At 71.7% G+C, this 19,361-nt stretch carries 21 protein-coding genes; 10 read left to right on the top strand and 11 right to left on the bottom strand.

The window, feature by feature from the left end:
- Positions 1–18: 18 nt before the first annotated feature.
- From DEFCA_RS18915 to DEFCA_RS0100600, 6 genes are all read left to right on the top strand, one after another.
- The gene (locus DEFCA_RS18915) at positions 19–879 is read left to right on the top strand and encodes a hypothetical protein (RefSeq protein WP_025321116.1); all 861 of its coding nucleotides are present in this window, start codon (positions 19–21) and stop codon (positions 877–879) included.
- Positions 880–1,192: 313 nt separating this feature from the next.
- Positions 1,193–1,690 carry a cytochrome P460 family protein gene (locus DEFCA_RS0100620; RefSeq protein ID WP_025321115.1) on the top strand — a complete coding sequence of 166 codons (498 nt, stop codon included), beginning with the start codon at positions 1,193–1,195 and terminating at the stop codon, positions 1,688–1,690.
- A 63-nt stretch (positions 1,691–1,753) separates the two neighbouring features.
- Positions 1,754–2,935 (top strand): MFS transporter, encoded by a 1,182-nt coding sequence (locus DEFCA_RS0100615; protein WP_025321114.1) that lies wholly within the window; start codon positions 1,754–1,756, stop codon positions 2,933–2,935.
- A 43-nt stretch (positions 2,936–2,978) separates the two neighbouring features.
- On the top strand, positions 2,979–3,707 hold the full coding sequence (locus tag DEFCA_RS0100610) for an NRDE family protein (protein ID WP_025321113.1): 729 nt from the start codon (positions 2,979–2,981) through the stop codon (positions 3,705–3,707).
- Between the two features lie 78 nt (positions 3,708–3,785).
- Entirely contained in the window at positions 3,786–4,064 is a 279-nt protein-coding gene (gene rpsT, locus DEFCA_RS0100605) for a 30S ribosomal protein S20 (protein WP_025321112.1), read from the top strand.
- 285 nt (positions 4,065–4,349) lie between these two features.
- Entirely contained in the window at positions 4,350–4,760 is a 411-nt protein-coding gene (locus DEFCA_RS0100600; RefSeq protein ID WP_025321111.1) for a hypothetical protein, read from the top strand.
- Positions 4,761–4,825: 65 nt separating this feature from the next.
- On the opposite strand, the gene DEFCA_RS0100595 is transcribed toward DEFCA_RS0100600, so the two are convergent.
- From DEFCA_RS0100595 to DEFCA_RS0100580, 4 genes are read right to left on the bottom strand one after another with little or no spacing between them, the layout of a single operon-like run.
- Complete coding sequence (locus tag DEFCA_RS0100595; RefSeq protein ID WP_025321110.1) at positions 4,826–5,047, bottom strand: hypothetical protein; 222 nt, start codon at positions 5,045–5,047, stop codon at positions 4,826–4,828.
- Between the two features lie 31 nt (positions 5,048–5,078).
- Complete coding sequence (locus tag DEFCA_RS0100590) at positions 5,079–6,254, bottom strand: vWA domain-containing protein (RefSeq protein WP_025321109.1); 1,176 nt, start codon at positions 6,252–6,254, stop codon at positions 5,079–5,081.
- A gap of 17 nt (positions 6,255–6,271) precedes the next feature.
- On the bottom strand, positions 6,272–7,174 hold the full coding sequence (locus DEFCA_RS0100585; protein ID WP_051463167.1) for an AAA family ATPase: 903 nt from the start codon (positions 7,172–7,174) through the stop codon (positions 6,272–6,274).
- Positions 7,175–7,223: 49 nt separating this feature from the next.
- The gene (locus tag DEFCA_RS0100580) at positions 7,224–8,123 is read right to left on the bottom strand and encodes a radical SAM protein (RefSeq protein WP_245693404.1); all 900 of its coding nucleotides are present in this window, start codon (positions 8,121–8,123) and stop codon (positions 7,224–7,226) included.
- A 416-nt stretch (positions 8,124–8,539) separates the two neighbouring features.
- Between DEFCA_RS0100580 and DEFCA_RS0100575 the strand changes: the two genes are divergently transcribed.
- The 4 genes from DEFCA_RS0100575 to hypF all read left to right on the top strand — a co-directional run bounded on the left by DEFCA_RS0100575 (position 8,540) and on the right by hypF (position 12,531).
- Positions 8,540–9,229, top strand: coding sequence for a Crp/Fnr family transcriptional regulator (locus DEFCA_RS0100575; RefSeq protein WP_025321106.1), 690 nt, complete (start codon positions 8,540–8,542; stop codon positions 9,227–9,229).
- 97 nt (positions 9,230–9,326) lie between these two features.
- On the top strand, positions 9,327–9,890 hold the full coding sequence (locus DEFCA_RS20065) for a hypothetical protein (RefSeq protein ID WP_025321105.1): 564 nt from the start codon (positions 9,327–9,329) through the stop codon (positions 9,888–9,890).
- A gap of 79 nt (positions 9,891–9,969) precedes the next feature.
- Positions 9,970–10,149, top strand: coding sequence for a DUF362 domain-containing protein (locus DEFCA_RS0100565; protein WP_025321104.1), 180 nt, complete (start codon positions 9,970–9,972; stop codon positions 10,147–10,149).
- A gap of 66 nt (positions 10,150–10,215) precedes the next feature.
- Positions 10,216–12,531 carry a carbamoyltransferase HypF gene (gene hypF, locus DEFCA_RS0100560; protein ID WP_025321103.1) on the top strand — a complete coding sequence of 772 codons (2,316 nt, stop codon included), beginning with the start codon at positions 10,216–10,218 and terminating at the stop codon, positions 12,529–12,531.
- Here hypF and rssA read toward each other — a convergent pair.
- The 7 genes from rssA to ispG form a co-directional block, all read right to left on the bottom strand.
- On the bottom strand, positions 12,521–13,441 hold the full coding sequence (gene rssA / locus DEFCA_RS0100555; RefSeq protein WP_025321102.1) for a patatin-like phospholipase RssA: 921 nt from the start codon (positions 13,439–13,441) through the stop codon (positions 12,521–12,523). The genes hypF and rssA overlap by 11 nt on opposite strands.
- 40 nt (positions 13,442–13,481) lie before the next feature.
- Positions 13,482–13,880 (bottom strand): sulfurtransferase-like selenium metabolism protein YedF, encoded by a 399-nt coding sequence (gene yedF, locus DEFCA_RS0100550; RefSeq protein WP_025321101.1) that lies wholly within the window; start codon positions 13,878–13,880, stop codon positions 13,482–13,484.
- Positions 13,881–13,995: 115 nt separating this feature from the next.
- Positions 13,996–14,535 (bottom strand): TlpA family protein disulfide reductase, encoded by a 540-nt coding sequence (locus DEFCA_RS0100545; protein WP_025321100.1) that lies wholly within the window; start codon positions 14,533–14,535, stop codon positions 13,996–13,998.
- Between the two features lie 432 nt (positions 14,536–14,967).
- Positions 14,968–15,699, bottom strand: coding sequence for a 23S rRNA (guanosine(2251)-2'-O)-methyltransferase RlmB (gene rlmB / locus DEFCA_RS0100540; RefSeq protein WP_025321099.1), 732 nt, complete (start codon positions 15,697–15,699; stop codon positions 14,968–14,970).
- A complete protein-coding gene (pyrF, locus tag DEFCA_RS0100535) occupies positions 15,696–16,424 on the bottom strand; it encodes an orotidine-5'-phosphate decarboxylase (RefSeq protein ID WP_025321098.1) in 729 nt (242 codons plus the stop codon). Before pyrF ends, rlmB begins: the two co-directional genes overlap by 4 nt.
- On the bottom strand, positions 16,421–18,142 hold the full coding sequence (locus DEFCA_RS0100530) for a proline--tRNA ligase (RefSeq protein ID WP_025321097.1): 1,722 nt from the start codon (positions 18,140–18,142) through the stop codon (positions 16,421–16,423). Before DEFCA_RS0100530 ends, pyrF begins: the two co-directional genes overlap by 4 nt.
- 107 nt (positions 18,143–18,249) lie before the next feature.
- Entirely contained in the window at positions 18,250–19,359 is a 1,110-nt protein-coding gene (ispG, locus tag DEFCA_RS0100525; protein WP_025321096.1) for a flavodoxin-dependent (E)-4-hydroxy-3-methylbut-2-enyl-diphosphate synthase, read from the bottom strand.
- Positions 19,360–19,361: the final 2 nt, after the last annotated feature.

Below are 19,361 nucleotides of genomic sequence, written 5' to 3'. Positions count from 1 at the left end.
AACAAGAGGAGGTGCGAGATGAACGGGAGGCTGATCTCTCTTCTGACGATCTGTGCTGTGGGCGGGCTGCTGGTCCTGGGGGGCGCAGCCTGCGGCGGTGGAGGGGGTGGGGGGGGCGGCGCGGGGGACACCGGCGGAAGCGGTTCCGGCGGGGCGCTGGCCTCGGGCGATCAATCCGGGGGGGATGGGGGAAGCACCGAAACCGGAAGCGGCGGGACGTCAGGGGGAGGGGGCGGCGGCCCGGCCTCCATCGTGGGCACGTGGACGTGCCAGATGACCGCCTACGACGGAACGCCTGCCGGGCAGGGGAGCCTCACCTTCACGGCGGACGGGCTGTTCCAGACCGCGCAGGGCACGTGGAACTATCAGTTGACCGGGGGCGGGCAGTTGGTCGTGAGCGGCAGCGGTGGGCAAGGCACGTACCAGGTGGACACCCTTACGGACACCACCCTCGTGTTCCGTTATTCGGACGGATCGACCTTTTCGTGTCAGCGGAACGAAGGCGGGTCCGGGCAATCCTCGGGGGGTACCGGTGTGCAACCTGGCGGAGCGGACACGGCCCTCCTCTACGGCACGTTCTGCCACTTTTCCGGATCGAGCATCGGGGGCACGTATGGCCAGATGACGTCCATCTCTTTCGACGGCCAGGGCCGGTGGAGCCTGGGCGGGGAGACGTACTCGTCCGGGTCCGCCGGCACGTTTTACGGCGGAGGGGCCCAGGACTCGGGCACCTACTCCGTGCAAGGCCAAACGATCTACTACCAGACCTCGGACGGGTACCAGGGCACGGCACAGGTCTACGTGCAGCAACCCACGGGCGAGATCACCGAAATCGTGCTGGATGGAGACGTCTACGCAAAAGAGCTGTGCAACATGTGACCTCCCACGCCCCCCGAAGGCCCGGACGATCTCCAACGGCGTATGGCCCGGCGGGATCAAGCCCCTTTTCTCCCCGGCAGAGGAACCACGGGATGCCGCTTGCCAACGCCTCCCGATTGGAACAGCCAAAGGCGTGAAGGGGCCCGATCCCCCTCCCCGGACCGAAGAAGGCCGGGGGAGAGTCGCCGTGGCTCACCATTGACGCGGCGTCTTCCGCGAGTACGCTCACGGCCATAGCGTTTCCTGCGTTGCCCTCTCCACAACACGGGACTGCGGGCGGTCGCCCCCGGTCGCGTTTTCAGGAGACAAAACCATGGGATGGATCCGGACCGTCGCTCTGATTGTGTCGTTGGTCGTGGGGCCGGATGTCGTTCGGGGCTCCGACACCGGCACCCCCACCGCCGTGACCGGAGTGAGCCTGCCTCCGGACTACCGCACCTGGACGGCGGTGGCCCCCAGCCTGCGCACGGACAAGGGCCACATCCGGATGATGCTCGCCAACCCTGTGATGCTTGAGGCGTACGGCAGCGGTACCCTCCCCTTTCCCGACGGCTCGAAGATTGTGAAGCTCGTGTACAAGGCGGTCCAGAGCGTCGAGTGGGAGGGCGCCACCGTGCCCGGGGGGCCGGTGAGCATCGAGATCATGGAGAAGGACTCGAAGCGCTTCGCCGACACCGGCGGTTGGGGGTTCGCCCGGTTCCGCCCCGACGGCACGCCGGTGAACGACATGAAGCTCTACGTCACCTGCTTCCCCTGCCACCAGTCGAACGTCCAAGGCCACGACTTCGTGTTCACCCGCTGGGCCCCGTGACGGCCCACGGCCCTGCCCCTGCCCCCTGGCGTCGGCCTCGCGATCCAGGCAGAATGCGGCGCCATGGAGACCGAGCGGCGCCCCCCTTCCCTCGTCCTATCGCTGGCCACGGCCGTGGCCGCCCGCACCGTGATCAACACGGCCCGGCGGCTGCCCTACCCGTTCGCCCCGGACCTGGCCCGGCACCTGGGCGTGCCCCTGGCCGGGATCACCGCCATGATCGCGGCGTCCCAGCTCGCGGCCCTGCTGGGGCCGGTTGCCGGACCGTTGGCAGACCGCAGGGGCCCGCGGGTGCTGCTCCTGGCGGGCATGGCGTTGACCGCGGCCGGCATGGCAGCGGGGGTCCTCGACACCTACACGGCCGTGTTCGCGGGGGTGTTGATGGCGTCCGTGGGCAAGGCGGTGTTCGACCCGGCCGTGCAGGCCCACGTGGGGGCCCGGGTGGCATTGCCGGCGAGGGGCCGGGCCGTGGGGCTGGTGGAGACGGCCTGGGCCGGCAGCACCCTGGTGGGGATCCCGGTCGTGGGCTGGGTGGCGGACCGGGCCGGCTGGCCCGAGGCGTTCGGGTTCCTGGCCGGGCTGGGGGTGCTGGGCATCGCAGGGGTCGCCTGGGCGTTCCCGCCGGCCGCCGACCCCTCCCGTGCGGGCCGCCGGGGGAACCCCGCGGGAGTTCTGCGTGAACCCCGTGCCCGGGCGGCCCTGGCCTTCGGCTTTCTCGTGAGCCTGGCCAACGACAACCTGTTCGTGGTGTACGGTGCCCTGCTGGAGAGCCGGTTCGGCCTGGGGTTGGCGGCGCTGGGCGCGTCCACGGCCGTGGTGGGGCTGGCCGAGCTCTCGGGCGAGGGGCTGACCGCGGCCGTGTCGGACCGCATCGGGCTCACCCGGGCCCTGGGCTGGGGCACCGCGCTCACGGCCGCGGCCTACCTGGCCCTCCCCCTCTCGGTCCGGGCCCTGCCGCTGGCCCTGGGGGCCCTGTACGGCGTGTTCGTGTGCTTCGAGTTCACGGTGGTCACCTCGTTCTCGGTCTGCACCGAGGTGGCGCCGGGGGCCCGGGCGACGTTCCTGAGCCTGTACTTCGCGGTGCTCGGGCTCGGCCGCATGGTGGGGGCCCTGATCGGCGCGCCCGTCTGGGCCTGGGGAGGCATCTGGGCCACGGCCGGGGTGTCGGCCGGCGTGACGCTCTTGGCCGGAATGGTGCTCTCGCGCTCGGGGCTCCGGCTCGCGCCGGCGGCTCGCAGCGGCTGAAGCGGGGGGAGCCCGAGCAACCGAACCTTCACGGAGTCGCTTCATGTGCACCCTTCACCTTTGGTACCAGGTGTTTCACGGCAAACCGGTGGTGTTCGCGGGAAACCGCGACGAGAACCTGGACCGGGCATGGGACCCGCCTACCCGGCTGGTGGACACGCCCCGCATCCTGGGCCCCCGGGACCGCGTGGCCGGCGGCACCTGGCTGGGGGTGAACCAGGACGCGGGCCTGCTGGTCACCCTGGCCAACCACGAGGGCACCCTGGCCAAGGGGCCCAGCGCCTGCAGCCGGGGCACCGTCGTGCTGGAGACCCTTCGCCACGCCTCGGCGGACGAGGCCCGGCGGTTCGCCGAATGGGTGGCCCCGGCGTGCAAGGCCTACACCTTGCTCATCGCCGACCCGGAGCGGGCCTACGTGGTGGACCACGCGCCGGGGAGCACCCAGACCTACCGGCTGCTCCCCGGCTGTCACGTGATCACCAACGCCCGGTTCCGGGTCCCCGACGATCCCAAGGCCCGGCGGTGCCTGCGGCGGATGGAGGAGGTGGCCCGGGAGGGCGACCCCGGTCCGGACCGAATGTTCCGGTTCCTCGCGGATCACGACCGGGACAGCCCCGAAGCCACCCCCCTGTGCATCCACCCCGAGCCGGGCTCCCGGTTCGGCACCTCCTCGGCCAGCGTGATCCACCTGGCCCCGGATCGCCGGCTCGCAGGGTTCTGGTTCGCCCCCGGCCCCCCCTGCTCCACCCCTTTTGCGCCCTTTCTCCCTTGACTCGTGCGGGCCCCGGGTGGTAGAAGTCCGTTTTCCCGAAGACCTGGAAAACCAGCACAGAAACGGGAGGAGGACCCCGTGGCGAATCACAAGTCTGCCCTCAAGAAGATCAAACAGGACGAGAAGCGCCGCCTCCGCAACAAGGCGGTTCGCACCCGCTACCGAAACCTGATCAAGGCGGTGCGCATGGCCGTGGCCGCCGGTGACGTGGAGCAGGCCGAGGCCGCTCTCCAGAAGGCCGCGCCCTATCTCCACCGGGCCGTGATCAAGGGTGTGATCCATCGGAACAAGGCCGCACGCCACATCTCGCGGCTGACCCGGCAGGTCCAGGCCCTGAAAACCCAGCAGGCGGCCTGATCCTCTTCGGAGCATACGGAACGACCCCGGCTGCGGCCGGGGTCGTTTTTTGGGCGAAAACCATACCAAACAGTATTTGCATGTGCCCATGTGACACAAACACTTCCTTTTTTGTGCCTTTGTGATAGGCTGGAGTAGCCGAAAAGAAAGGGCCCCACCCCCACCACTCCTCCAACCCGCGTTTGGTGTCCCATGTGGATCTACGACACAGCCGGTCGACTCCGGTTTCCGGAACCGCTCCCTTCCCCGTCCTCGGACGCTTCGTACGCCAGCCCGGAGCTCCTCGTGACGCGGGCCTACTGCCCCGCCGGCCACCCTTTGATCCGCCCCGACCACCCCAGGTTCCGGGGCCGGCCGGGCATCGGCCTGCTGTGCCGGGACGGCCGGACCGAGGGCCGGGTGTTCCTCAGCCCCTTCGGCGGGGACAAGCGGAAGGTCGTGGAGGCGCCGTTTCGGTCCGGAGCGGTGCTCGGGATCTGCTGCCCGGAGTGTCGGGCCGAGCTTCCGGTGCTCGCCCCCCACGACTGCCGTGCCGGTGCGTCGTACGTGGCCCTGTTCCTGACGCCGTCGCCCCGATGGAGCGACGTTCTGGCCCTGTGCAACGTGTGGGGATGCCCCGCGGCGTTCCTGCGGCGCGGCGAGCAGGTGGTGGCCGAGTTCCAAAACCAGATCCTGCCGGAGCCCGGGTCCGCTTGAGAACGGCCCACCTACCACCCGCCCAGGGCGTGGATTGAGCCCCCCGGCGGCGGTGCCACCGCCGCTCACCCCCGGTAGAACCGGATCCCCCGGTAGTAGCAGCAGTTGGGCTCGGACAGGTCGTTGAAGAAGGTGCGCTCCTGGCCGTCCTGGAACCGGATGCGCACCAGGGACGGCCCCCCGTCGAGGGTGGAGGTGCGCACCTCCACCACCCGGCCCACCCCCCAGGCGCGGCAGTCGCGGTGGTACACCAGGTCGCCGACTTTCAGGAACAGACGCTTGGGCATGTTGCGAAAAGATCCCGGGGCCTCGGCCCCCCTACAGGAGGGCTTTCACCGCCCGGTCCAACCCCTCCAGGGTCAGGGGGAACATGGGGAACAGGCCCGCCACCGTGGCGATGGTGTCGTAGTACCCCCACGAGTCCTCCGGGATCGGGTTGAGCCAGGCCCGCTTGGGGAACGCCTCGGCCAGGGCCCGCAGGCGGTCGATGCCCTTGACGTTGGAGCGACGCATCCGCTCCAGCGTACCGTTGGGGATCAGCAGTTCATAGGGGGCCATGGCCGCATCGCCCACGATGATCAGCCGGTAGCGCCGGCCGTACTCCCGGATCACATCGTCGGTGGGCACGAACTCGTCGGCCTCCAGGTCCACGTACAGGTTCTCGTAGATGCAGTTGTGGAAGTAGAAGGCTCGGAAGTCCTTGAAGTGGTTGATGCCGTGGGCCGCGGAGAACAGCCGCTCCGACAGCTCCCGGTACGGCTCCATGGACCCGCCCGTGTCCATGGCCAGGAGCAGCCGCACTTGATTCTCCCTCTCGCGGGTGAACACCAGCTCGATCTCGCCGGCGTTGCGGCAGGTGCGGTCGATGGTGGCCTCCACGTCCAAGACCTCCTCGCTGCCCGTGTGCCGGAGGTCCCGGAGCTTCTTCAGGGCCACCCCGATCTGGCGCACGTCGAGCGTGAGGTCGTTGCGCAGGTTTCGGTACCTGCGCTGGAACGCCTGGAGCACGGCGCCCCCCCCTCCCCCGCCCTCCGGGTCGAACGAGATGCCGCTGGGGTGGCTGCCCCGGCTGCCGAACGGGCTGGTGCCGCCCGTGCCGATCCAGTGGTGGCCCCCGTGGTGGGCCTCCTTCTGGGTGCGGAGCCGGTCCTCCAGCTCCCGCAGCAGCTCCTCCAGGCTGAGGCGCCGCATCCGCTCCAGCTCCTCGGGCGGGAGCCGCAGGGGCGACCGGGGATCGGACAGCCACTCCAGGATCTGCTCCTTGGTGGCCAGGTCGTCGGGCAGGCCGCCCCCCCGGAAGCAGTGGGCGAACGCCTGGTCGAAGGCGTCGTAGTGGGCCACGTCCTTCACCAGGAGGCTGCGGGCCAGGTAGTAGAAGTCGGTCAGGCTGTCCCGGTGCAGCCCCTTGGCCAGGGCCTCGGTCAGGGCGAGCCACTCGGTGGGGCTCACCGGCACCCCCAGGGCCTTGAGGGTGTAGAAGAGGGGCAGGAACATGGCCGGCGCCCGCGGCCTCACCGGAAGTAGCGCCGGCCGGCCGTGCGCACGTCCGCCGGCCGGGACGACCGGCGGGCCAGGGTGTCCACGTCCTCCTGGAGCTTGATCAAGGTGCCCAGGAACGGCACCCGGTCCGGGGCCACGGTGGCCTCGTCGGGCAGGCGGGCGCCGCTGGCCAGGAGCACCCGGATCCAGTCCAGGAGCTCCGAGGTGGAGGGCCGCTTCCGCAGGCCCGGGACCTCGCGCAGGGCGAAGAAGACCTGCAGGGCTCGGGCCAGCAGCGCCTCGGGAAGCCCGGGGAAGTGCACGTCCACGATGGCCCGCATCTGGGCCTCGTCGGGGAAGTCGATGTAGTGGAACACGCACCGCCGCAGGAACGCGTCGGGCAGCTCCTTCTCCGCGTTGGAGGTCACCACCACCACGGGCCGCTCCCGGGCCTTCACCTCGTCGCCGGTCTCCAGCACGACGAAGCGCATCTCGTCGAGCTCCTGGAGCAGGTCGTTGGGGAACTCGATGTCGGCCTTGTCGATCTCGTCGATCAGCAGCACCACCCTCTGGGGGCTCGCGAACGCCCGGCCCAGGGGGCCCAGCTTGATGTAGCGGCGGATGTCGCGCACGTCGCCGTCGCCGAACCGGGCGTCGTTGAGGCGCTGGACGGTGTCGTACACGTACAGGCCGTCTCGGGCCTTGGTGGTGGACTTCACGTTCCACACGATCAGCTCGAGCCCCAGGGCCCGGGCGATGTGGTGGGCCAGCAGGGTCTTGCCCGTTCCGGGCTCGCCCTTGAGCAGCAGCGGCCGCTCCAGGGCCAGGGCCACGTTCACGGCGTCCTGCAGGGCCCGGGAGGCCACGTAGCCGTCGGTGCCCCGGAACCGCCGGAACTCGGCGTCGGACAAGGGTTGGTAGGCGGGTTCGCTCATCGATCTCTCCAGGGATCAGGGGAAGGAGGGCCGGCGGGGCCCAAACGGATCACAGGGCCCGGTGCTCCTCGGGCCGCAGGGGCACCAGGCCGGACCGGGCGGCATCCAGCAGCGCCAGGGCCTCTTCCTTCTCGCCGGGCATGCGCACCTTCAAGGGCAGGTAGTTGGAGGCGTGGTTGGCCATGAACAGCCCGTGGGTCATGTGGGTGGCGGCCAGCATCTCCCTTAGCTCCTCGAGGAGCTCGGGGGGCGAGGGCACGTGGTGCTCGCCCCGGGCCACCTGCCCGGCCAGCTCGGTGCCCTCGCACACGATCACCGACAGCGCGCCCACGTACTCCGGGTCCATGGCGGTGAGCACCCGTCCGGTCTCCCGGGCGTGCTCCAGGCTCCGGCCCGGCGGCGCGATCCCCAGGAGCACCGTGACCGACAAGAGGATGCCGGCCCGCCGGATCCGGCGGGCCGCCTCGATCATCTGGGCCGAGTCGGAGTCCTTCTTGACGTACCGCAGGGTCTCGTCGTCCCCGCTCTCCAGGCCCAGGTACAGGATGCCCAGGCCGTTCTCCCGGAGCCAGCGCAGGTCCTCGTCGGTCTTCTTCCGCACGGCCCGGGCCGTGGTGTAGGCGCCCACCCGCTCCACCCAGGGCAGATTCTCGCGGATCGCCGGCAGCAGCCACCGCCACTCCCGCATGGGCATGATCAGGGCGTCGCCGTCGGCCACGAACAGCCGCTTCACCCCCGGGTACAGGCGGGCCGCCTTGTCCAGGTCGGCCTCGATCACGGCGCGGTCCTTGATCCGGAACCGGCCCTTGGTCTTGTAGCTCACGCAGAAGGTGCACCGATTGTGGGCGCACCCCACCGTGGCCTGCAGGATGATCGAGCGGGCCTCGCTCGGCGGCCGGTAGATCGGCCCCACGTAGTCCAGGGTCTCGGGAATCCAAAGGGAGGACATGGGTTTGTTGGGTCTCCGGTCGTCGGTCGCTGGTTCTTGATCGCCCGTCATGGGTCCGGCCTGCCGGGGTGGGTTCGAGGGCCTTCCCTCCCCCAGGCTCCGCGGGTGGAACGCTCCGGTACGGCTCCCACCGACGACCGAAATCATAAATCGTTTTCCCCCGGGGGGAAAGCCGGACGCCCTTGACACGGGAGGGGGTTATGGGGAACAACGTCTACTTCGGTCAGGTTTTCCGGCAACCTGGTCGCCGGTCGAAACCGATGAACCCCGGAGATCCCGGCCCGGCGCCGAGACCCCGGGGGGCCATGGAGCCTGCCGGGCAGCCCGACAACGGCCCGGAAGTGCCGATGGTCCACGAATTCTCGACCGATGACCGTCGACGGGCGACCGTCGACCAAGACCACTGGGAGGCGCCGATGGAGGTCACCCCTGAGGAACTGCGCGGAATCCCCCTTTTTGCAGGCCTCGACGGGGCCCAGCTCGAGCGGGTGCGGGCGATCGCCCGGGTGGTGGAGGCCAAGCGCCGGGACGTGATCTTCCGGGAGGGGGACCCGGTGGAGGGGATCTTCATCCTGCTCCGGGGCCGGGTGAAGCTCTACCGGCTCGGCGCGGACGGCCGGGAGCACATCCTCCACGTGGTCCGGCCGGGTCAGACCTTTGCCGAGGCGGCCGTGTTCATGCCCGGCGGCTACCCCGCGTTCGCCGAGGCCCTGGAGAAGTCCCGGGCGCTGCTGCTGCCGAAGGCGGCGTTCATGGGGTTGCTGCGCGACGACCCCGCCATCAGCCTGGCCATGATCGCGGCCCTCAGCCGCTACCTGCGCCAGTTCGTGGACCGGATCGAGGATCTGTCCCTCAAGGACGTGCCCGCGCGCCTGGCCCGGTGGTTCCTCTCGACCTCGAGGGAGAAGGGCCGCGACTTCTGGGACCTGGACATCACCAAGGCCGAGCTGGCCAGCCAGCTGGGCACCGCGGGCGAGACCCTGTCGCGCACCCTGAGGAAGTTCCGGGAGGCCGGGTGGATCGAGGTCCGGGGCCGGTTCGTGAAGATCCTGGACCGGGGGGCCCTGGAGGCGGTGGCCGAGGGCGGGGAAAACGGCCTTCGTTGACCCGGATCAAAGCAGGAGCCGGAACACGGGGTACAATGGGAGGCGAGAACGCGGCACCGGCCCCCGGGCCGGGCCGACAGCCCCCAAGGAGATCGCCATGAGCAAGTGCCCCGGCCAAGACACCCAGATGTGGGGCCACGACGCCATCTTCGACGTGGAGTGCCCCAAGTGCCACAACCTGATCGAGTTCTTCAAGGACGAGGTCCGGCGCCGGTGCAAGAGCTGCGGCGAGGTGGTGTTCAACGACCGCATGGACCTGGGCTGCGCCAAGTGGTGCCCCTCGGCCGCCTCGTGCGTGGGCCCCGACGCCGTGAAGGCCATCGAGCTGTCCGAAGCCCGCAAGGCCCGGCGCGAGGACCTGAGGCTGCTGCTGGATCAGGTTCCCGAGTCCCAGCCCGAGGTCCGCGAGCTGTTCAAGACCCTGTTCTCCGAGTATCGGGGCGAGGACCGGGTGTTCGACACCAACCGCCTCTACACGGTGCAGGAGCGCGACCCGGAGCTGTTCGAGCGGGCCACGGCCGCGTTTCAGGCGTTCCTCCAGGCCAAGCAGGCCCTGGCCGCCCGCGAGGCCGAGGCCCGCGCCCGCACCGAGGAGATGCTGCGCCACGACCAGAGGCGGAAGAAGCCCGAGGGCCCCTCGGAACACCGAGAAGGGGCTTGACAGACCCGGGACCGGTGCGCCATCCTGCCGCCCGTGTCCGGGCCCCAGGCCCAGAAACCAAAGCGGAAGGAGGACAAAAATGGCGTATGTGATTCTGGACAAGTGCGAAAAGTGCGGCGACTGCGTGGACGAGTGCCCGGTCGAGGCGATCACCGAGGGCGAGGACAAGTACGTGATCGACCCCGACGTGTGCGTGGACTGCGGCACCTGCGCCGAGGTCTGCCCGGTGGACGCCCCGGTGCCCGAGGACGAGGCCTAAGCCCGATCCCCGTCGCCGGAGAAAGAGCCGGGGTCCCCTGTGACCCCGGCTTTTTCGTTCGGGCCCATGAGCGAGCACGACGTCGTCCGCCGGTTCTTCCGGGTTCAGGGGATCGTCCAGGGGGTGGGGTTTCGGCCCTTCGTGGCCCGCACCGCCCGGGGCCTGGGCCTCGTCGGCCACGTGGAGAACACGACCCGGGGCGTGGAGGTGGAGGTCCAGGGTTCGGCCCGGCAGGTCGAGGCGTTCCGCCGGACGCTCCTGGAGCGCCCCCCGCCCATGGCCCGGATCCTGGCCGTGCACGAGGAGCCTCGCCCGGCTCGCCCCGAGGCGGGCTTCGAGATCCGGGCCAGCCGGGAGGACCCCGTGGCCGCGGCCGTGGTACCCCCCGACATCGCCACCTGCCCCGCCTGTCTGCAAGAGCTGTTCGATCCGGCCGACCGCCGGCACGGCTACCCCTTCCTGAACTGCACGGACTGCGGCCCGCGGTACACGATCATCGCGGCGCTGCCCTATGACCGAACCCGCACCTCCATGGCCGGGTTCGCCATGTGCGACCGGTGCCGGGCCGAGTACGAGGACCCCGACTCACGCCGGTTCCACGCCCAGCCCAACGCCTGCCCCGAGTGCGGGCCGAGCCTGTCGCTCCTGGACGACCAGGGTTCGGTCCTGGCAGGCGACCCCCTGGACGGAGCCGTGGAGACGATCCGCCGGGCGGGAGTCCTGGCCGTGCTGGGGCTGGGAGGGTTCCATCTGGTGTGCGACCCCTTCTGCGAGGCCGCGGTGGCCGAGCTGCGGCGGCGCAAGCACCGGCCCGCGAAGCCGTTCGCCCTGATGGTGCCGGACCTGGCCGCGGCACGGGATCTGGCCCGGGTGCCCCCGGAGGCCGAGGCCCTGCTCACCGGGCCCGAGGCTCCCATCGTTCTCGTGCCTGCGCGGCCGGAGGCGGGTTTGGCTCCGTCGGTGGCGCCGGGTCAAGACCGGGTCGGCCTGTTCCTGCCCTACACCCCCCTGCACCACCTGCTGTTCCGGCGAGGAGGGTTCCGGGCCCTGGTGATGACCAGCGGCAACCGCAGCGACGAGCCGATCCTGGCCTCGTGGGACGAGGCCAGGGACCGGCTGGCCGGGGTGGCGGACCGGCACCTGGTCCACGACCGCCCGATCCTTCACCGGGTGGACGACAGCGTGACCAAGACCACGGCCCGGGGCCCGATCCTGATCCGCCGTGCCCGGGGCTACGCCCCTGCCCCGATCCCCCTGGCCAACCCATCGGGCCGGGTCCTCCTGGGCCTGGGCGCGGAACTGGCCAACACCTTCTGCGTGGTGCGGGGCGACTTCGCCTACCCGGGGCCCCACGTGGGGGACCTCAAGAACATCGAGGTGGAGCAGGGGTACCGCCGGGGGATCCGGCACCTGCTGGACCTCCTACGGGTGGAGCCGCAGGTGGTGGCGCGGGACCTCCACCCGGGGTACCGATCGAGCCGATACGCTCAGACCTGGGCGGCCCGGGGGGCGGCCGTGGTGGAGGTACAGCACCACGAGGCCCACGCCGCGGCCGTGATGGCCGAGCACGCCGCCTGGGACCGGGACGCCCTGGTGCTCACCCTGGACGGGCTCGGCTACGGCACCGACGGGACCCTGTGGGGGGGAGAGATCCTTGCGGGCCGGCCCGGGGCCTACCGCAGGGTGGGCCACCTGGCCCGGGTGCCCCAGCCGGGGGGGGACCGGGCGGCCCGTGAGCCCTGGCGGATGGCGGCGAGCCACCTGCGACGGGCGATGGGGGCTGCCTGGGTCCGCCTGGACCTTCCCTGCTTCGCAGACCTCTCGCCGGTGCTTCGCGACGGGCTCGAACGCATGATGGAACGGGGGGTGAACGCACCGGCCACCTCCTCGTGCGGCCGGCTGTTCGACGCGGCCGCCGCCATCCTGGGGTTCCGGGGCGCCATGAGCTACTCGGCCCAGGCCCCCATGGAGCTCGAGGCCTTAGCGGCCCGGGCCGCCGGCCCGGCCCCGGCCTACCCCGACGGGGAGGTCCGGAGAGAGGGGGAGGCCTGGGTCCTGGACCCGGCGCCCCTCGTGCGGGCCCTGGCCGACGAGGCCGCCGCGGGGGGCGACGTGCCCCGGGCCGCCCTGGGGTTCCACCGGGCCCTCGCCCGCCTGTTCGCCCGGGGGGCCGAGGCCGCCGCCGGGACCGAGGAGGTCGGGGAGGTGTTCCTGGCCGGGGGCTGCCTCCAGAACGCGGTGTTCCTCGAGCTCTTGTGCGGAGAACTGGAGCGCCGGGGACTCGCCCCCCGCCTCCCCCGGCTCCTCCCCCCCAACGACGGGGCCATCTCGTACGGCCAGTGCGCCTGGGCGGCAGCCCGCCTCGGCGGCGTCACCCCATGAGGGCCTCCAGGGCCTCGGCCGCGCGGATGACGGCCGCGCGGCCCTCCTTGACCGCCTCGCCCCCCCGCTCGAACTCCATGAGCCCGATGTGGGCCAGCCGGGGGGTGATCAGCACCTCGGGGGGGTCCCCGGCCATGCGGCTTCGGGTGATCCGGGCCTGCATGATGTTCACCGAGGCCACCACGGTCTCCACGATCCCGGGCCGATCCTTGGGGCCCAGAACCGAGGTGAGCACCTGGCCCGCCCGGTCCCGAAAGCCCTCGGGCAGCCGGGCGGCCGCCTGCCGCACCCACTCCGTGACCGGCCCCCGGCTCAGCAGCCCCTCCTCCCGGTCGGGGCGGACGTGGCGGCTCACGATGTCGGCGTTCAGGTCCACCGCGATCACCGCGTCGGCGCCCAGGGCTCGGCACACGGCCACCGGCACCGGGTTGGTGAGGCCCCCGTCCACGTACCACGCCCCGTCCACGTGGGCCGGGGTGAACAGCCCGGGCACGGCCACCGAGGCCCGCACCGCCTCCACCACCGACCCGGTGCGGAACCACACCTCCCGTCCGGTGCGCAGGTCGGTGGCCACGGCCGCGAACGCCACGGGCAGCGACTCGATCGGCGCGTCGGCCACGTGCTGCAAGAAGAAATCCCGAAGCCGCTCCCCCTCGATCAGCCCGCCGCCCGTCAGCCGGATGTCCAGGAACCGGATCACGTCCCACCGGGTCAGACGCCGGACCCAGGCCTCCAGGTCCCGGGTCTTGCCCAGGGCGTAGGCCGCCCCCACCAGGGCCCCGATGGAGGTGCCGGCCACCACCTGGGGCCGGATGCCCCGGCGCTCCAGCTCGCGGATCACCCCCAGGTGCGCCCATCCCCGGGCCGACCCGCTCCCCAGCGCCAGACCGATCTTGAGCTGCTCGGGCATAAAGACCTCTTCCTTGGCGGGCGGCTCGCGAGATGCCGGGTCAGGTCACGGTGGTGACCCGGTAGGGCCCGGTCAGGGTCTCCACCGTGTCGTGCATGGTACCGACCCGACCCACCCGGAGGGCCTCCTGCTTGCCGAAGAACTTCAAGCAGGTCCCGCAGGACAGCAGTTCCACCCCGGCCCGCTCGATCTCGGAGAGCACGTCCAGCACCGGCGACCCCTCGGTGGTGAGGTGCACGCCCCGGTTCAGGAACAGGATCCGTGCGGGCTTCGCCTCGGCCTGGGCCACGGCAGACAGGAACGAGCGCATGAGGATCGGCCCCAGCTCGGGCTCGGCGCCGATCGCGTCGGAGAGGACGAGGAACGCCGGCGTGGTTCCAGACTCTTCCGGAGTCGGGCCGAGGTCCAAGGGCGCTGCGCGGTCCAACCGATCACCCATTTCTCCACCTCCTTTCTCCAACCTCGGGATCTGTTGGACGTTCTGCGCCTGTTCGGCCGATCGGGTCAAATCGGAGATTCCGATCCGGGCCCGCCGGCCCATCGAAAAGCGCCGGTCACGGCCCCACGAGAGGTGCGGTGCCCTCGTCCACCAGCCGGGCCACCCACCGCTCGATCTCCGCCTCGTCGCCGGGCACGAACCCGATCTTCCGGTAGCGGATGCGGCCGGTCCGGTCGATGAACACGATATAAGGGATGGTGGTGATCCCGCCGTAGGCCTTCCGGATCTCCGCGTTGGCGAGCGCCACGGGGAAGTTCACGGGGTTCTCCTGGAGGTAGGCCCGCACCGCCTCGGGGTCGCGATCGAGGGCCACCGAGATCACCTGGAGCCCTTTCGGCCCGTACCTCTTCTGGAGCTCCACCTCGTGGCGCAGCACCCGTTTGCACGGTGCACAGTAGGTGGCCCAGAAGTCCAGGAGCACCACCGCGCCCGGGTAGTCGGCCAGCCGCACCGTGTCTCCGTCGAGGGTGGAAATCGCAAACCCCGGGGCCTGGCCGGGGCGGGGCCGGCGTTCCCCGCCCCCGCACCCTGCGGCGAACAGCCCCACCCCCACGAGCACCAGAGCGATGGTCCAGACCCTACGGCGTGCGCCCACTCGACCTCCGCCTCCATGTGACTTCCGCTAGAAGGCTGGGAGGCTGGAAGGCTAGAAGGCTTGAAAACCTCCCGGATTCCCACACGTTCTAGGAACCACCACACCTCTTCGCCTTCACCTCACGGCCCGGGAAGCATGGTCTAGTCTCTAGTGTTCCGTTCCGCAAAAACGCTTGCGGATTGCGTGGGTGGGGCTGGGGGCTCCGACGAAGCGCGACGGCCGAGCAGCCCGGGCCGCCCGGCGCCAGGGGAGCGGCCGCGGCGCGAGCGCTGACGCGCCGCAGCGGACCGCGCCGAGGCGGCCCCTGCGAGGCCGTTCAGCGAAGGCGGGGCCCCCAGCCCCACCCCCTGGGAAAACCACGAGATTTCGGAAACGCGACACGAGTCTCTAGCCAGCCCCCCAGAGGGATCTCTGTTCGAACGCAACTCGGTATCAGTCCCGCCTGCGCCGCCGACGGAGGAACTCGTAGCAGAGCACGCCGCAGGCCACGGCCACGTTGAGGGAGCTCACCTTTCCCCCCATGGGCAGCGACACCATGCGGTCGCACCGGCGGCGTACGTTGGGCCGGATGCCCTCGTGCTCGCCCCCCAGCACCAACACCGCCGGGGTGTCCAGGTCCACGGAGTACACGTCGTCGCCCTCGGCCGCCGCGCCGTACACCCAGAGCCCCTCGTCCCGAAACCGGTCCAGGGTGCGGGCCAGGTTGACCACCCGGGCCACGGGCACCGTGGCCACCGCACCGGCCGCGGCCCGCGCCGCCAGCGGCCCCAGGCCGGCCGCCCGGTCCTTGGGGATCACCACCCCGGCCGCTCCGACCCCGTCCACGACCCGGAGCACCGCCCCCAGGTTCCTGGGGTCCTGGACGCAGTCCAGGGCCACCACCAGGGGCACCGGAGCCTGCCCCACCCGGGCCAAGAGGTCTTCCGGGTCGGCGTACGACCACCCCCCCACCTCCAGGGCCACGCCCTGATGGCGCTCGGACCCCACCCGGGCGGTGAGCTCGTGGCGGGCGCACTGCCGCACCGGCAGCCCCAGCCCCTCGGCGGCCGCGATCACGTTCCGGGGCACCCGGCTCCCCCGGGCCACCCACAGGGCCCGGGCCGTGTCGGGGGCGTGGACGAGGTGCTCGCGCACCCCCCGCCGTCCGAGCACCCAGTCGCTCATGCCCCCCGCCCCAGGGCCTCGGCCACCTCGGCCACCAGGGCCCGGGCCGCTGCCACGGGGTCGGCCGCCTCCCGGATGGGCCGGCCCACCACGATGTGATCGGCCCCGGCCGCCATCGCCCCGGCCGGGGTGGTCACCCGGGCCTGGTCGCCCCGTCGGGCCCCGGCGGGTCGGATGCCCGGGGTCACGATGACCGCCTCGCTCCACGACGCCCGGATCGCCGGGGCCTCCCGGGCCGAGGCCACCACCCCGTCACACCCGGCCAGCCGGGCCAGCCCGGCCAGCCGCAGCACGGCCTCCTCCGGAGGGCCCTCCAGGCCCACGGCCTCCAGGTCGTCCGGGCCGTGGCTGGTCAAGACGGTGACGGCCAGGACCCGCGGCGCGGGCACGCCGGCCTCCCGGGCCCCCTCCCGGGCGGCCTCGGCCGCCCGGGCCATCCCCGCCCGACCCGCCAGGGCGTGCACGTTCACCAGCCGCACCCCCAGGCGGCCCGCCGCCCGGGCCGCGCCGGCCATGGTGTTGGGGATGTCGTGGAACTTGAGGTCCAGGAACACCGGCCAGCCGTCCGCCACCAGGTCCTGCACCAGCCCGGGGCCGGCCGCCACGAACAGCTCCAGCCCCACCTTGAGGCCGCCCACCTCGCCCCGCAGCCGCCGAGCCCAGTGCCGGGCCTCGTCGGCCGTGGGGGTGTCAAGGGCGAACCAGATCCGGTCCCGGGCGGTCACGCCGGGGTCCTCCGGGCCTCGACCCACTCGGCAGCCCAGGCCGCCACCTCGGCCAGCGGCACCCGGTGCTCGGCGCCCGTGGCCCGCTCCTTGACCTCGGCCACCCCTTCCTTGAGGCCGCGGGGCCCCAGGGTGATGCGCAGGGGCACGCCGATCAGGTCCGCGTCCTTGAACCGCACGCCGGGCCGCTCGTCCCGGTCGTCCACCAAAACCTCCACCCCCCGCTCCTCCAGGCCGGCGGCGATCTGGTCCACCGCCCGGGCGGTGGCCTCGTCCCCGGGCCGGATCGGCAGGATCAGCACCTCCCAGGGCGCGATGGGCACCGGCCACACGATGCCGTTCTCGTCGTGGTTCTGCTCGATGGCCGCGGCCACGGTGCGCCCCACACCGATGCCGTAGCACCCCATCACGAACGGCCGCTCCCTGCCCTCCCGGTCCAGGAACGTGGCGCCCATGGTCTCGGAGTACTTGGTGCCCAGCTTGAAGATGTGGCCCACCTCGATGCCGCGGCGCACCGTGACCGGCTCGCCGCACCGGGGGCAGGGGTCGCCCTCCTCGATCTCCCGCAGGTCGGCCCAGCCGGCCACCCGAAAGTCCCGGCCGGCCACCGCGTTGCGGTAGTGGTGGTCGGAGCGGTTGGCGCCCACCACGTACCCAACCCCCTCCTGGAGGGCGTGGTCCAGGTACACCGGCACCGACAGCCCCACCGGCCCCGCGTACCCCACGGCCGCGCCCGTGACCCGCTGGACCACCTCCTCCGAGGCCAGCTCGGCCGTGTTCGCGTCGACCAGGTTCTTCACCTTGATCGGGTTGACCTGGTGGTCCCCCCGCACGCACACGGCCACCGTGCCCTTGTCGGTGTCGAACAGCAGGGTCTTGATCGTGTGCCGGGGCTCCACCCCGAGGAACGCGCACACCTCCTCGATGGTGCGGCACCCGGGGGTCTCCACCAGCTCCATGGCGCCGGGCTCGGAGCCGGCCCCGGGCCGCTCCGGCGGCCTCACCTCGGCCTTCTCCACGTTGGCGCCGTACCCGCAGGCCCGGCAGGCGGCCACCGAGTCCTCGCCGGAGTCGGCCAGCACCATGAACTCGTGGGAGAAGCTGCCGCCGATCGCGCCGGTGTCGGCCTCCACGGCCACGAACTCCAGGCCGCACCGGGCGAAGATGCGGCGGTAGGCCTCGTACATCTTCCGGTAGCTCTCCTCGGCGCCGGCGTCGTCGGCGTCGAAGGAGTAGGCGTCCTTCATGATGAACTCCCGGGCCCGCATCACGCCGAACCGGGGCCGGATCTCGTCCCGGAACTTGGTCTGGATCTGGTACAGGTTCACGGGGAGCTGGCGGTAGGACTGGATCTGTCCCCGCACCAGGTCGGTGATCACCTCCTCGTGGGTGGGCCCCAGGCAGCACTCCCGGCCGTTACGGTCCTCGAACCGCAGGAGCTCCGGCCCGTAGTAGCTCCACCGGCCCGACTCCTTCCACAGGTCGGCCGGCTGCACCGCGGGCAGCAGCACCTCCTGGGCCCCGGCGCGGTTCATCTCCTCACGGACGATCCGCTCCACCTTCCTCAGCACCCGCAGGCCCATGGGAAGGTAGGAGTAGATGCCGGCCGCCAGCTTTCGGATCATGCCGGCCCGGAACATTAGCCGGTGGCTCACCACCTCGGCCTCGGCCGGGTCCTCCCGAAGCGTCGGCAAGAACAACGTCGAATACCGGTCCATGGGTGCACTCCGTGTAACTTCGGTTGTTGGTCGTCAGTCTTTGGTCGCTCGTCGTTGGGGCTGTAGGGACGAAAGAGCCCTCAGGGACGGAAGAGACTTGGCCGCCTCTAACCACCGCGCCGCCCTGCATCCTCCTCTACCAGGGCCACGAGGGCGTCCACGATCTCGGCCTCGGGGACCTTCCTCACCACCTCGCCCCGGCGGAACAGCAGCCCCACTCCCTTGCCGCAGGCCACCCCCACGTCGGCCTCCCGGGCCTCGCCGGGACCGTTCACCTCGCAGCCCATCACGGCCACGGTGAGGGGGGCCTGCACGTGGGCCAGCCGGCGCTCCACCTCGGTGGCGAGCCGGACCAGGGCCACCCGGGTGCGGCCGCAGGTGGGGCACGAGATCAGGTTGATGCCCCGCTGCCGCAGCTCCAGCGCGCCCAGGATCCACCAGGCGACCCGCACCTCCTCCACCGGGTCCCCGGTGAGGCTCACCCGCACGGTGTCGCCGAGGCCCAGCCAGAACAGGATCCCCAGGCCCGCGCCGCTCTTGACCGCTCCGCGCAGCGGCGTGCCCGCCTCGGTGATGCCCACGTGGAACGGGTAGTCGCACCGGTCGGCCAGGAGCCGGTACGCCGCCACCGTGTGGGGCACCCGGGAGCCCTTGAGGCTCACCTTGATCTCCCGATACCCCAGGTCCTCCAGGATCCGGACGTGCCCCAGCGCGCTCTCCACCAGGGCCTGGGGGGTGGGGCCTCCGTGGCGGGCCAGCAACTCCTTGGACAGGCTGCCCGCGTTCACGCCGATCCGGATCGGCACCGCCCGCTCCCGGGCCGCCCGCACCACCTCCTCGACCTTCCACCGGGCACCGATGTTGCCCGGGTTGAGCCGGAGCCCGTCCACCCCGGCCTCCAGGGCGGCCAGGGCCAGCCGGTGATCGAAGTGGATGTCCGCGATGAGCGGAACCTGCACCCGCCGACGGATCTCCCCCAGCGCCCGGGCCGCCTCCTGGTCGGGCACGGCGCACCGGACGATCTCGCACCCGGCCGCACGCAGCCGCTCGATCTGGGCCACGGTGGCGTCCACGTCCCGGGTGTCGGTGTTGGTCATGGACTGCACCGACACGGGCGCACCGCCCCCCACCGTCACCGGGCCGACCCGCACCGGCCGGGTGGGCCGCCGGGGAGGCCGGAGAGGGGCTGTCGGGCCAGGCCCGTTGGGCTCTATCATGG

The organism is Deferrisoma camini S3R1 (genome assembly GCF_000526155.1).
GTDB classification, from domain to species: domain Bacteria; phylum Desulfobacterota; class Deferrisomatia; order Deferrisomatales; family Deferrisomataceae; genus Deferrisoma; species Deferrisoma camini.
The sequence above is the reverse complement of the archived record's forward strand: the minus strand, read 5'-3'. Positions and strand labels throughout refer to the sequence as shown.